Here is a 12,666-nt window from a genome sequence, read left to right as displayed (position 1 = left end):
TTGGAGTATTCGAGTGATCACTCAGAGCGATCGCGATCCCCCTTGCGGAGCATCCAGCGGAACGTATCTGCGTACGACGCCCCCTCCGCTCTTCGCGCACCGCGACAGCCCAGTCACGCTACGCTCACGAGGACCCCCACGCAGACAGGCACGAACAAGACAGCAGACCGGCGGCCTCACCCAGGCATCCCACAACACGGCAGAACGGCACTAGGCGACGAATGCCCCAGCACACCTCCGGGTCCGACCGGGCGGCGATCCCCCCAGCCGCCCGCGACGGTGGCAGCGTGCGACCGCCCGCCCCCTCGACGCTCGACGAGCTGTGGCGGTCGTACAAGGCGACGGGGGACGAGCGGCTGCGGGAACAGTTGATCCTGCACTACTCGCCCCTCGTGAAGTACGTGGCGGGCCGGGTGAGCGTGGGGCTGCCGCCCAACGTCGAGCAGGCCGACTTCGTCTCCTCGGGGGTGTTCGGGCTGATCGACGCGATCGAGAAGTTCGACGTCGACCGGGAGATCAAGTTCGAGACGTACGCGATCACCCGGATCCGGGGGGCGATGATCGACGAGCTGCGCGCCCTTGACTGGATCCCGCGGTCGGTGCGGCAGAAGGCGCGGAACGTGGAGCGGGCCTACGCCACGCTGGAGGCGCGGCTGCGGCGCACTCCCTCGGAGAGCGAGGTGGCCGCGGAGATGGGCATCGCGGTGGAGGATCTCCACGCGGTCTTCAGCCAGTTGTCGCTGGCCAATGTGGTGGCACTGGAGGAGCTGCTGCACGTCGGGGGTGAGGGCGGGGACCGGCTGAGCCTCATGGACACGCTGGAGGACACGGCGGCCGACAACCCGGTGGAGGTCGCCGAGGACCGGGAACTGCGCCGGTTCCTGGCCCGGGCGATCAACACGCTGCCCGACCGGGAGAAGACCGTCGTCACGCTGTACTACTACGAGGGACTCACGCTCGCCGAGATCGGGAACGTGCTGGGCGTGACCGAGAGCCGGGTCAGCCAGATCCACACCAAGTCCGTGCTGCAGCTGCGGGCCAAGCTGGCCGGTTTCGGCCGCTGACCCCGCGGTGTCGTGGGGTGAGTGACTCCCGTCCGCGGTGGCGCGTCCGTAAAGTGGTGGCGTGCCAAGGATTCGAGCGGCCTCTGTGGCCGAGCACCGGTCGATGCAGCGTGCCGCCCTGCTGGACGCGGCACGCTCCCTGCTGTCCGAAGGCGGGACGGAGGCGCTGACCTTCCCCGCCCTCGCCGAGCGGACGGGGCTCGCCCGGTCGTCCGTCTACGAGTACTTCCGGTCGCGGGCGGCGGTCGTCGAGGAGCTGTGCGCGGTCGACTTCCCGGTCTGGGCGGCCGAGGTCGAGGCGGCGATGGCCGCGGTCGACGGGCCGGAGGCCAAGATCGAGGCGTACGTGCGCAAGCAGCTGGAGCTGGTCGGGGACCGGCGCCACCGTGCCGTCGTGGCCATTTCCGCCAGTGAGCTGGACGCCGGGGCCCGGGAGAAGATCCGGGCGGCGCACGGCGGGCTGGTCGCGATGATCGTGGAGGCGCTGGGGGAGCTGGGGCACGGACAGCCGCGGCTCGCGGCGATGCTGCTGCAGGGCGTGGTGGACGCGGCCGTGCGGCGGATCGAGCTGGGGGCGGCGGAGGAGCCGGACGCCGTCACGGAGGCGGCGGTGTCCATGGCGCTGCGGGGTGTGCGGGGCTGATACGCGGGGTCCTGGAGAAATCCTCGACGCTCGTGGTGCGCGGGCCGGCGTCGTCCCGGGGCCCTGGCTGCGGGAGGGGCACTCCCCGTACCGGCAGCAGTCTCGACGGACCCCCGTCGAGCAGCCACGGCGGGAGCAGCGACAGCGGGTTCAGGTAGACGTCCCCTCTCAGCAGGCCCCAGTGCAGGCATGCCGTGCAGTGGGAGCCCCGCGGTTCCACCGTGCCGAGCACCTCGCCCGCCGTGACCTGCTGCCCCTTCCGTACCGACGCCTCGACCGGCTCGTACGTCGTCCGCAGGGGCGGATCGCCCGTCCCCGTCAGTTCCACCGAGACGACCCCCTTGCCGGCCACCCGGCCGGCGAACCTCACCCTCCCGGCGGCCACCGTCCGCACCGGTGTGCCGGGCGGTGCCGCGAGGTCCACGCCGCGGTGGCCCGGGCCGTACGGCGTCGCCGGCGGCTCCCAGCCCCGCAGGACCGCGGGCCGGGTGCCGACCGGCCAGCCGCGGGCCACGGCCGTCTCCGCCGGTCCCGGAGCCGGACGGCCCTCGCCGGCCGCCGCGGTCGTCGCGGCAACCGCGGCCGGTCCGGACGCGCGGCCCGGCACCGCCGGGAACAGGGCCGGCAGCAACGCCACCCACACGCACCAACGCACGCATCGCCTCACTCGCATGCGAGAACCGTTGCGCACACGGGCCCACCGGGGCCGGGACCTGTGGACCGCTGCCCGGTTGTGGACAGTGGCGTCACCCGGTGCTCCGCGGGTCCCGTACACTTCTGATGGCGATCCGGGTCACCGGGTCGACTTCGCACGCCCCGACATCGGAGCCGGCAGCAGTCGGTCTCCCGGTGTCAGCGCCCCTCGGTCCCTCGTGGCACGGCGCAACGCGGGCGTCAGGCGCGGGAGCCGTCCGGCTTCCGCGGCACAACCGAGAAACTCAAGGAGATACGGCCATGGCCGTCGTCACGATGCGGGAGCTGCTGGAGAGCGGCGTCCACTTCGGTCACCAGACCCGTCGCTGGAACCCGAAGATGAAGCGCTTCATCTTCACCGAGCGCAACGGCATCTACATCATCGACCTGCTCCAGTCGCTGTCGTACATCGACCGCGCCTACGAGTTCGTCAAGGAGACCGTCGCCCACGGCGGCACGGTCATGTTCGTCGGCACCAAGAAGCAGGCGCAGGAGGCCATCGCCGAGCAGGCCACCCGCGTCGGCATGCCCTACGTCAACCAGCGCTGGCTGGGCGGCATGCTCACCAACTTCTCGACCGTCTACAAGCGTCTGCAGCGCCTCAAGGAGCTCGAGCAGATCGACTTTGAGGACGTGGCCGCCTCCGGCCTCACCAAGAAGGAGCTGCTGGTCCTCTCCCGCGAGAAGGCGAAGCTGGAGAAGACCCTCGGCGGTATCCGCGAGATGCAGAAGGTGCCCAGCGCCGTCTGGATCGTGGACACCAAGAAGGAGCACATCGCGGTCGGCGAGGCCCGGAAGCTCAACATCCCGGTCGTCGCCATCCTCGACACCAACTGCGACCCCGACGAGGTCGACTACAAGATCCCGGGCAACGACGACGCGATCCGCTCCGTCACCCTGCTCACCCGCGTGATCGCCGACGCCGTCGCCGAGGGCCTCATCGCCCGCTCCGGTGTCGCCACCGAGGGCAAGGGCGAGAAGGCCGCGGGCGAGCCGCTGGCCGAGTGGGAGCGCGACCTGCTCGAGGGCGAGAAGAAGGCGGACGCCGAGGGTGCCGCCGAGAAGCCGGCCGAGGCCGCTGCCGAGGCCCCCGCTGCCGAGGCCCCCGCCGCCGAGGCCCCGGCCGCCGAGGCCGAGCAGGCCTGACCTTTCCCGTCGGCGTCGACGGCGGGAGCGGTACGGCTTCCACCAGCGCCTTCAGGCGCGGTGAAGTCCGCTCCCGCCGTTCACCCGTTGGTCAGCGACGGGCCACGGACCTACAGCTTCATATAGGCCGCGGACCCCGCAGATCTCCGATCTTCCAGACTTCGAGAAAGACTCACAGACTCATGGCGAACTACACCGCCGCCGACGTCAAGAAGCTCCGCGAGCTCACCGGCGCCGGCATGATGGACTGCAAGAAGGCGCTGGACGAGGCCGAGGGCAACGTCGAGAAGGCCGTCGAGGCGCTCCGCATCAAGGGCCAGAAGGGCGTCGCCAAGCGCGAGGGCCGCTCGGCCGAGAACGGTGCCGTCGTCTCGATCATCGCCGACGACAACTCCTCCGGTGTCCTCGTCGAGCTGAAGTGCGAGACGGACTTCGTCGCCAAGGGCGACAAGTTCCAGGCCGTGGCCAAGACCATCGCCGAGCACGTCGCCAAGGCCTCCCCGGCCGACCTCGAGGCGCTGCTCGCCTCCGAGATCGAGCCCGGCAAGACCGTCCAGGCGTACGTCGACGAGGCCAACGCCAACCTCGGCGAGAAGATCGTCCTGGACCGCTTCGCGCAGTTCTCCGACGGCTACGTGACGGCGTACATGCACCGCACGATGCCCGACCTGCCCCCGCAGATCGGTGTCCTCGTCGAGCTCGACAAGCCGAACGCCGAGGTCGCCAAGGGCGTCGCGCAGCACATCGCCGCCTTCGCGCCGAAGTACCTCTCCAAGGACGACGTCCCGGCCGACATCGTCGAGGCCGAGCGCCGCATCGCCGAGGAGACCACCCGCGCCGAGGGCAAGCCCGAGGCCGCCCTGCCGAAGATCGTCGAGGGCCGCCTCAACGGCTTCTTCAAGGACGCCACGCTGCTCGGCCAGCCCTACGCGCTCGACAACAAGAAGTCCGTCCAGAAGGTTCTGGACGAGGCGGGTGTCACCCTGAAGCGCTTCACGCGCATCAAGGTCGGCATCTGAGTCCGTACCGCGACGGACGTACGACCCCGGTAGGGTCGACAGCAGTCGTCTGCGCCGTTCGCGTACGCCGATCCGCACGCGCGCGTGGCGGAGGACGACAGCAGATCTGACGAGGAGGCCATTGCCGCGTATGGGATGCGAAACACGCCCCCACCGGCAATGGCCTTCTTCGTGTGTGTGACCCACGTAAAAGAGGCGAGATCTCCATGACCACCAAGGCCGAGAAGAGCGACGACGGCAAAGTACGCGGCCGGTTTCTGCTGAAGCTGTCCGGAGAGGCCTTCTCCGGCGGCGGGGGCCTGGGCGTCGACCCCGACGTGGTGCACGCCATCGCGCGCGAGATCGCGGCCGTCGTCCGGGACGGCGCGCAGATCGCCATCGTCATCGGTGGCGGCAACTTCTTCCGCGGCGCGGAACTCCAGGTGCGCGGCATGGACCGCGCCCGCTCGGACTACATGGGCATGCTCGGCACCGTGATGAACTGCCTCGCCCTCCAGGACTTCCTGGAGAAGGAGGGCGTCGACTGCCGCGTGCAGACCGCCATCACCATGGGGCAGGTCGCCGAGCCCTACATCCCGCTGCGTGCCGTGCGCCACCTGGAGAAGGGCCGTGTGGTCATCTTCGGCGCCGGTATGGGCATGCCGTACTTCTCCACCGACACCACCGCCGCACAGCGCGCCCTGGAGATCGACGCCGAGGCGCTGCTCATGGGCAAGAACGGCGTGGACGGGGTCTACGACTCCGACCCGAAGACCAACCCGGACGCCGTGAAGTTCGACGCGCTCGGATACGGGGAGGTCATCACCCGGGACCTGAAGGTCGCCGACGCCACGGCCGTCACGCTCTGCCGCGACAACAGCCTTCCGATCGTGGTCTTCGAGCTCCTCAAGGAGGGCAATATCGCCCGTGCCGTCAAGGGTGAGAAGATCGGCACGCTTGTGGGTGACCAAGGCAGCCGGGACTGACCGGAGCACCAACCCGTCCGGCGACGCGGCACGCCACCTGTCCGCGGCACCTGTAAGGGGGACGGACGGGACGGGGCCGGACCGGGGGATGGACAATGTCCTGCCGGTCGGGAACCGTGCAGGAAGAAGACGCGACGCAGCCGGCCGCCGCCCCGACAGGGAACCGCAGCCGGGCCTACTCAAGACACGCAGGAGCAAGTGGTGATCGAAGAGACCCTCCTCGAGGCCGAGGAGAAGATGGAGAAGGCCGTCGTGGTCGCCAAGGAGGACTTCGCCGCGATCCGCACCGGCCGTGCGCACCCGGCGATGTTCAACAAGATCGTGGCCGACTACTACGGCGCAGCGACGCCGATCAACCAGCTGGCCTCGTTCTCGGTACCCGAGCCGCGCATGGCCGTGGTGACGCCGTTCGACAAGAGCGCCCTGCGCAACATCGAGCAGGCGATCCGCGACTCCGACCTGGGCGTGAACCCCAGCAACGACGGCAACATCATCCGGGTGGTGTTCCCCGAGCTGACCGAGGAGCGCCGCCGCGAGTACATCAAGGTCGCCAAGGGCAAGGGTGAGGACGCCAAGGTCTCCATCCGCTCCGTGCGCCGCAAGGCCAAGGACGCCATCGACAAGCTGATCAAGGACGGCGAGGTCGGCGAGGACGAGGGCCGCCGTGCGGAGAAGGAGCTCGACGACACCACCGCGAAGTACGTCGCCCAGGTGGACGAGCTCCTGAAGCACAAGGAAGCGGAGCTGCTCGAGGTCTGATGAACGACTCTTCCTGGGGAGCGCCGCCACAAGCCGGGTACTGGGGGCCGTCCGACCAGGGACCTGCCCGGGGCGCCGCCCCGGCGGGTCCCGCGTACGATGCGCACAGCGCGCAGCACACTCGCCCCATGCCCATCGTGCCCGACGTACCCGAACACGGCGGAGACCAGGATGACGACCGTGGGGCCGCTCGGCTGAGCGGCCCCTTGTTCCGCGACGAGAACCCGTCGGCGCAGTCGTATGCGGCGGCGCCGCAGAATCCGGAGCCCATGTCCCACGCCCCCCAGCCGGCGCCCCGGCCGCAGAAGAAGAGCGCGGGGCGTGACCTGGGTGCCGCGATAGGCGTCGGTCTCGGGCTCGGCGTGGTCATCGTCGCGTCGCTGTTCGTCGTCAAGGCCGTGTTCGTCGGCGTGATCGCGGTCGCCGTCGTGGTGGGCCTGTGGGAACTGACCAAGCGGCTGGAGGAGCGCAAGGGCATCAAGGCGCCCCTCGTCCCGCTCGCGCTGGGCGGCGCGGCGATGGTGGTGGCCGGCTACGTCCGGGGAGCCGAGGGCGCCTGGGTCGCCATGGCCCTCACGGCGTTGGCGGTTCTCGTATGGCGGATGACGGAACCGCCGGAGGGTTATCTCAAGGACGTCACCGCGGGCGTGTTCGCGGCGTTCTACGTGCCGTTCCTGGCCACGTTCGTCGCGATGATGCTGACGGCTCAGGACGGCCCGTGGCGTGTCCTGACGTTCCTGTTGCTGACCGTCGTCAGCGACACGGGCGCGTACGCGGTCGGCTGGCGCTTCGGCCGGAAGAAGCTCGCCCCGCGCATCAGCCCCGGCAAGACCCGTGAGGGTCTGCTCGGAGCGGTGACGTTCGCGATGGCCGCGGGCGCGCTGTGCATGCAGTTCCTGATCGACGACGGCTCCTGGTGGCAGGGCCTGCTGCTGGGCCTCGCGGTCGCGGCCAGCGCCACGCTGGGCGACCTCGGTGAATCCATGATCAAGCGGGACCTGGGCATCAAGGACATGGGCACGCTGCTCCCGGGGCACGGGGGCATCATGGACCGGCTGGACTCGCTGCTGCCGACGGCTCCGGTGGTGTGGCTGCTCCTGGTGATCTTCGTCGGATCGGGTTGACAGGCGTCAGGTACTCTGGAAGGGCCCGTGGCGATGGCTGCGGGCCCTTTCGTGTATCCCCGCCGGTGCGGGGGTGATCCAGTGAGGTCTCCTGGCTTCGGCATGGTCCCGCCGATCTCCCCGCCGAGGCGGGGCGCCATAGGCCCGTCGTTCTGAGGAGTTGCCCGACCGTGGCCCGTCCAGTTCCCGGTGAGCTCACCTTCGTCGCGCCCCGCGGAGCGAAGAAGCCGCCGAGGCACCTCGCCGACCTCACGCCCGCCGAGCGCAAGGAGGCCGTCGCCGCGATCGGCGAGAAGCCGTTCCGCGCCAAGCAGCTCTCGCAGCACTACTTCGCGCGGTACGCGCACGACCCCGAGCAGTGGACCGACATCCCGGCCGGCTCCCGTCAGGCGCTGCAGGAGGCACTGCTCCCCGAGCTGATGACGGTCGTCCGGCATCTGTCGACCGACCAGGGCACCACCCGCAAGACCCTGTGGAAGCTGTTCGACGGCACGCTCGTCGAGTCGGTGCTGATGCGCTACCGGGACCGGGTCACGATGTGCATCAGCTCGCAGGCGGGCTGCGGCATGAACTGCCCATTCTGTGCCACCGGGCAGGCCGGTCTGGACCGGAACCTGTCCACCGCGGAGATCGTGCACCAGATCGTCGACGGCATGCGCGCGCTGCGCGACGGCGAGGTCCCCGGTGGCCCCGCACGGCTCAGCAACATCGTCTTCATGGGCATGGGCGAGCCGCTCGCCAACTACAACCGCGTCGTCGGCGCCATCCGCCGGCTCACCGATCCCGAGCCCGACGGGCTGGGGCTGTCCCAGCGCGGCATCACGGTCTCCACGGTCGGCCTGGTCCCGGCCATCCACCGGTTCGCCGACGAGGGCTTCAAGTGCCGCCTCGCCATCTCGCTGCACGCGCCGGACGACGAGCTGCGCGACACCCTCGTCCCCGTCAACACGCGGTGGAAGGTGCGCGAGGTGCTGGACGCCGGCTTCGAGTACGCGGCCAAGTCGGGCCGGCGGCTGTCCATCGAGTACGCGCTGATCCGGGACATCAACGACCAGGCCTGGCGGGGCGACCGGCTCGGACGGCTCCTCAAGGGCAGGCCGGTGCACGTCAACCTGATCCCGCTCAACCCGACGCCCGGCTCGAAGTGGACCGCCTCGCGCCCCGAGGACGAGAAGGCGTTCGTCGAGGCGATCGCGGCCCACGGTGTGCCGGTGACGATCCGGGACACCCGTGGCCAGGAGATCGACGGGGCGTGTGGTCAGCTCGCCGCGAGCGAGAGGTAACCTGACCGGCGTACATCTTCATATTCCGACAGGGGAGCGCCACAGCGCTGAGAGTGCGGCACCGGCCGCAGACCCTCCGAACCTGGCCCAGGTCATTCTGGGTAGGGAGATCGGTCATCACTCGAGCTGTTGCGCCCTGCCCGGGACCCTCGCCAGGGGTTTCGGGCAGGGCCGCGTCTTCTCCTGGTCACCCAGGAGGAATTCAGTGAGCATCACCAAGAAGGCCACCGTCCTGGCCGTCGGGCTCGGCCTGGTCACGTTGTCCGCGTGCGGATCGTCGTCCGACGACGGCCGGGGTTCCGGCGACTCCAAGACCGTCACCCTCGTCAGCCACGACTCGTGGGCCGCGTCGAAGGACGTCATCGCCGCCTTCGAGAAGAGCTCCGGCTACAAGGTCAAGGTCCTGGAGGACGGCGACGCCGGCCAGGCCGTCAACAAGGCCGTCCTCACCAAGGACAACCCGCAGGGCGACGTCTTCTTCGGCGTCGACAACACGCTGCTGTCCCGGGCGCTCGACAACGGGCTGTTCCAGCCGTACGAGGCCAAGGGGCTGGACCGGATCGACGCGCGGTACCGGGTCGACGGGGACGAACACCGGGTCACGCCCGTCGACTACGGCGACATCTGCGTCAACTACGACAAGGCGTACTTCAGCGAGCACAAGCTGACGCCGCCGGACTCCTTCGACGACCTCACCGAGCCCGAGTACAAGAACCTCCTCGTCACCGAGAACGCCGCCACCTCCTCGCCCGGCCTCGGCTTCCTGCTCGGGACCGCCGCGAAGTACGGCGACGAAGGCTGGCAGGACTACTGGAAGAAGCTCAAGGACAACGGCGTGAAGGTCGTCGACGGCTGGGAGCAGGCGTACAACGAGGAGTTCTCCGGCTCCGCGGGCGGCAAGAAGGCCAAGGGCGACCGCCCGCTCGTCGTCTCCTACGCCTCCTCCCCGCCCGTCGAGGTGATCTACGCCGACCCGAAGCCGGACACCGCGCCCACCGGTGTGGCGACCGGGACCTGCTTCCGCCAGATCGAGTTCGCCGGGCTGCTCAGCAACGCGGCGAACCCCGAGGGCGGCAAGGCACTGATCGACTTCCTCATCGGCCGGCAGTTCCAGGAGGACATGCCGCTGAACATGTTCGTCCACCCGGTGGCCGGCGACGCGAAGCTGCCCGCCGAGTTCACCGCGTACGCGCCCGAGGTGAAGGACCCCCGGACGCTGGACCCGGCGAAGATCGCCGACAACCGTGACCAGTGGGTCAAGTCGTGGACCTCGCTCGTACTGAAGTGACCGGGAGCGGACGCCGTTCGGGGAACGCGGCGCGGCTCGGCCTGATGGCCGTGCCCGTCGTGTTCTTCGCGGTGTTCTTCGCCTACCCCGTCGCCGCGATCGTCGCGCGCGGACTGGAGGTCGACGGGGACTGGCAGTTCGGGCGGATCGGGGACGTGCTGGCACAGCCCGACGTCCGGCACGTGCTGTGGTTCACCACCTGGCAGGCGCTGGCCTCCACCGCGCTCACGCTGCTGGCCGCGCTGCCCGGCGCGTACGTCTTCGCCCGCCTCGACTTCCCCGGCAAGCAGGTCCTGCGGGCGGTGGTGACCGTGCCCTTCGTGCTGCCGACGGTCGTGGTGGGAACGGCGTTCCTGGCGCTGGTCGGGCGCGGCGGGCTGCTGGACGAGCTGTGGGGCGTACGCCTGGACACCACCGTGTGGGCGATCCTGCTCGCGCACGTCTTCTTCAACTACGCCGTCGTCGTGCGCACGGTCGGCGGCCTCTGGTCGCAGCTCGACCCGCGTCAGGAGGAGGCCGCGCGGATGCTAGGCGCCTCCCGCCTCACCGCCTGGCGGCAGGTCACGCTGCCCGCGCTCGCGCCCGCGGTGGCGGCCGCCGCGCTCATGGTCTTCCTGTTCACCTTCACCTCCTTCGGCGTCGTCCAGATCCTCGGCGGGCCCACCTTCTCCACCCTCGAAGTGGAGATCTACCGGCAGACCTCCCAGGTCTTCGACCTGTCCACGGCCGCCGTGCTGACGCTGATCCAGTTCGCCGCGGTGGCCGCCGTCCTGGCCGTGCACGCCTGGACGGTACGGCGGCGGGAGACGGCCCTGCGCCTGGTGGACGCGTCGGTCACCGCGCGCCGGCCGCGCGGGGCCGGACAGTGGGCGCTGCTGGCCGGGGTCCTGGTCACCGTCGCCGTGCTGCTGGTGCTGCCGCTCGCCGTGCTGGTCCAGCGGTCGCTGGACGCACCGGGCTTCGGCTACTACCGGGCGCTGACCCGTGAGGACGGCGGGACGTTCCTCGTCCCGCCGATCGACGCGATCGGCAACTCCCTCCAGTACGCCGTCGCCGCCACCGCCGTCGCCGTGGTGATCGGGGGCCTGGCCGCCACCGCGCTCACCCGCCGGGACGCGGGCCGCTTCGTGCGCGGCTTCGACGCGCTGCTGATGCTGCCGCTCGGGGTGTCCGCCGTGACGGTGGGCTTCGGGTTCCTGATCGCCCTGGACGAACCCCCGCTGGACCTGAGGTCCTCCTGGATCCTGGTGCCGCTCGCCCAGGCGCTGGTCGGCGTCCCCTTCGTCGTACGGACCATGCTGCCGGTGCTGCGTGCGGTGGACGCACGGCTGCGGGAGGCGGCGGCGGTGCTCGGGGCGTCGCCGTGGCGGGTGTGGCGGGAGGTGGACCTGCCGATGGTGCGGCGGGCGCTGCTCATCGCGGCCGGGTTCGCCTTCGCGGTGTCGCTCGGGGAGTTCGGGGCGACCGTGTTCATCGCGCGGCCCGACAGTCCGACGCTGCCGGTCGCCGTGGCACGGCTGCTGGGACGGCCGGGAGAGATGAACTACGGCCAGGCGATGGCCCTGTCGACGATTCTGATGGTGGTGTGCGCCGTGGCCCTGGTGGTGCTGGAGCGGCTGCGGACCGATCGGACCGGGGAGTTCTAGGGATGCTGCTGAGCCTTGCGGGCGCGACCGTACGCTTCGGCGGGCGGGCCGTGCTCGACGCCGTGGACCTCGATGTCGCCGAGCACGAGGTCGTGTGCGTGCTCGGGCCCAGCGGCAGCGGCAAGTCGACGCTGCTGCGGGCGGTCGCCGGGCTCCAGCCCCTGGACGCCGGGCGGGTGACGCTCGACGGGCGGGACCAGGCCGGGGTGCCCGCGCACCGGCGCGAGGTCGGGCTGATGTTCCAGGACCACCAGCTGTTCCCACAGCGGGACGTGGCCGGGAACGTCGCCTTCGGGCCGCGGATGCGCGGCGCGTCCCGGGACGAACAGCGCGAGCGGGTGCGGGAGTTGCTGGAACTGGTCGGGCTGCCCGGCGCCGCTCGCCGGTCCGTGGCCGCGCTCTCCGGCGGTGAGCAGCAGCGGGTGGCGCTGGCCCGTGCCCTCGCGGCCCGGCCCCGGCTGCTGATGCTGGACGAGCCGCTCGGCCAGCTCGACCGTTCGCTGCGGGAACGGCTGGTGGTGGAACTGCGGGAGCTGTTCGGCCGGTTGGGCACCACCGTGCTCGCCGTGACGCACGACCAGGGCGAGGCGTTCGCGCTGGCCGACCGGGTCGTGGTGATGCGGGACGGGCGGATCGCCCAGTCGGGCACGCCCCTCGAGGTGTGGCAGCGACCCGCCGACGCGTTCGTGGCCCGCTTCCTCGGTTTCGACAACGTGGCCGAGGCGACCGTCGCCGGGCAGGCCGCGGACACCCCCTGGGGCAAGGTGCCGGTGCCCGAGGACGCCCCGCAGGGCGCCCGCACCCTGCTCGTCCGGCCCGCCGGGGTCCGCCTGGTGCCCGCCGACGCGGGCCTGCGCTGCACGGTCGCCGCCCGGACCTTCCGGGGCACCCACGTCGCCGTGCACCTGCAGCCCGAGGACGCGCCGCGCCTGGAGGCGGCGTGCGCGCTCAGGGCGGCGCCGGAGGTCGGGGACACCGTCGGGGTGGAGTTCGACGCGGCGGAAATCGTCGTACTCGGATGATCGGCCCGCTCGTA

At 70.7% G+C, this 12,666-nt stretch carries 12 protein-coding genes and 1 riboswitch; of the genes, 11 read left to right on the top strand and 1 reads right to left on the bottom strand.

Going from position 1 to position 12,666, the window contains the following annotated elements; translation table 11 throughout:
- Positions 1-221 precede the first annotated feature (221 nt).
- Positions 222-1,064 carry an RNA polymerase sigma factor WhiG gene (gene whiG, locus IE260_RS31995; RefSeq protein ID WP_189878254.1) on the top strand — a complete coding sequence of 281 codons (843 nt, stop codon included), beginning with the start codon at positions 222-224 and terminating at the stop codon, positions 1,062-1,064.
- Positions 1,065-1,149: 85 nt separating this feature from the next.
- A complete protein-coding gene (locus tag IE260_RS31990) occupies positions 1,150-1,707 on the top strand; it encodes a TetR/AcrR family transcriptional regulator (RefSeq protein WP_189878253.1) in 558 nt (185 codons plus the stop codon).
- Here IE260_RS31990 and IE260_RS31985 read toward each other — a convergent pair.
- On the bottom strand, positions 1,661-2,380 hold the full coding sequence (locus IE260_RS31985; RefSeq protein ID WP_189878251.1) for a murein hydrolase activator EnvC family protein: 720 nt from the start codon (positions 2,378-2,380) through the stop codon (positions 1,661-1,663). The genes IE260_RS31990 and IE260_RS31985 overlap by 47 nt on opposite strands.
- A 281-nt stretch (positions 2,381-2,661) precedes the next feature.
- Between IE260_RS31985 and rpsB the strand changes: the two genes are divergently transcribed.
- The 9 genes from rpsB to IE260_RS31940 all read left to right on the top strand — a co-directional run bounded on the left by rpsB (position 2,662) and on the right by IE260_RS31940 (position 12,652).
- A complete protein-coding gene (gene rpsB / locus IE260_RS31980) occupies positions 2,662-3,546 on the top strand; it encodes a 30S ribosomal protein S2 (RefSeq protein WP_189878249.1) in 885 nt (294 codons plus the stop codon).
- 182 nt (positions 3,547-3,728) lie between these two features.
- Complete coding sequence (tsf, locus tag IE260_RS31975; protein WP_189878247.1) at positions 3,729-4,565, top strand: translation elongation factor Ts; 837 nt, start codon at positions 3,729-3,731, stop codon at positions 4,563-4,565.
- A gap of 206 nt (positions 4,566-4,771) precedes the next feature.
- Positions 4,772-5,530 carry a UMP kinase gene (gene pyrH, locus IE260_RS31970; RefSeq protein WP_188185077.1) on the top strand — a complete coding sequence of 253 codons (759 nt, stop codon included), beginning with the start codon at positions 4,772-4,774 and terminating at the stop codon, positions 5,528-5,530.
- Between the two features lie 201 nt (positions 5,531-5,731).
- Positions 5,732-6,289 carry a ribosome recycling factor gene (gene frr / locus IE260_RS31965; RefSeq protein WP_030649014.1) on the top strand — a complete coding sequence of 186 codons (558 nt, stop codon included), beginning with the start codon at positions 5,732-5,734 and terminating at the stop codon, positions 6,287-6,289.
- Positions 6,289-7,413, top strand: a complete 1,125-nt coding sequence (locus IE260_RS31960) for a phosphatidate cytidylyltransferase (protein WP_189878245.1) — start codon at positions 6,289-6,291, stop codon at positions 7,411-7,413. Before frr ends, IE260_RS31960 begins: the two co-directional genes overlap by 1 nt.
- Before the next feature lie 170 nt (positions 7,414-7,583).
- A complete protein-coding gene (gene rlmN / locus IE260_RS31955) occupies positions 7,584-8,696 on the top strand; it encodes a dual-specificity RNA methyltransferase RlmN (protein WP_189878243.1) in 1,113 nt (370 codons plus the stop codon).
- A gap of 20 nt (positions 8,697-8,716) precedes the next feature.
- Positions 8,717-8,822, top strand: a riboswitch (TPP riboswitch).
- 79 nt (positions 8,823-8,901) lie between these two features.
- Complete coding sequence (locus IE260_RS31950) at positions 8,902-9,984, top strand: thiamine ABC transporter substrate-binding protein (RefSeq protein WP_189878241.1); 1,083 nt, start codon at positions 8,902-8,904, stop codon at positions 9,982-9,984.
- 44 nt (positions 9,985-10,028) lie between these two features.
- Positions 10,029-11,630 (top strand): ABC transporter permease, encoded by a 1,602-nt coding sequence (locus tag IE260_RS31945; protein ID WP_189878388.1) that lies wholly within the window; start codon positions 10,029-10,031, stop codon positions 11,628-11,630.
- A gap of 2 nt (positions 11,631-11,632) precedes the next feature.
- On the top strand, positions 11,633-12,652 hold the full coding sequence (locus tag IE260_RS31940) for an ABC transporter ATP-binding protein (RefSeq protein ID WP_189878239.1): 1,020 nt from the start codon (positions 11,633-11,635) through the stop codon (positions 12,650-12,652).
- Positions 12,653-12,666 lie beyond the last annotated feature (14 nt).

The organism is Streptomyces viridiviolaceus, from assembly GCF_014650995.1.
Taxonomy (GTDB): domain Bacteria; phylum Actinomycetota; class Actinomycetes; order Streptomycetales; family Streptomycetaceae; genus Streptomyces; species Streptomyces viridiviolaceus.
The sequence above is the reverse complement of the archived record's forward strand: the minus strand, read 5'-3'. Positions and strand labels throughout refer to the sequence as shown.

Excerpts from the sequence above, each read along its gene's own strand:
- pyrH (WP_188185077.1), top strand. The coding sequence starts at position 4,772 with ATGACCACCAAGGCCGAGAAGAGCGACGACGGCAAAGTACGCGGCCGG.
- rpsB (WP_189878249.1), top strand. The coding sequence starts at position 2,662 with ATGGCCGTCGTCACGATGCGGGAGCTGCTGGAGAGCGGCGTCCACTTC.
- IE260_RS31940 (WP_189878239.1), top strand. The coding sequence starts at position 11,633 with ATGCTGCTGAGCCTTGCGGGCGCGACCGTACGCTTCGGCGGGCGGGCC.
- IE260_RS31945 (WP_189878388.1), top strand. The coding sequence starts at position 10,029 with ATGGCCGTGCCCGTCGTGTTCTTCGCGGTGTTCTTCGCCTACCCCGTC.
- IE260_RS31985 (WP_189878251.1), bottom strand. The coding sequence starts at position 2,380 with ATGCGAGTGAGGCGATGCGTGCGTTGGTGCGTGTGGGTGGCGTTGCTG.
- tsf (WP_189878247.1), top strand. The coding sequence starts at position 3,729 with ATGGCGAACTACACCGCCGCCGACGTCAAGAAGCTCCGCGAGCTCACC.
- IE260_RS31960 (WP_189878245.1), top strand. The coding sequence starts at position 6,289 with ATGAACGACTCTTCCTGGGGAGCGCCGCCACAAGCCGGGTACTGGGGG.
- whiG (WP_189878254.1), top strand. The coding sequence starts at position 222 with ATGCCCCAGCACACCTCCGGGTCCGACCGGGCGGCGATCCCCCCAGCC.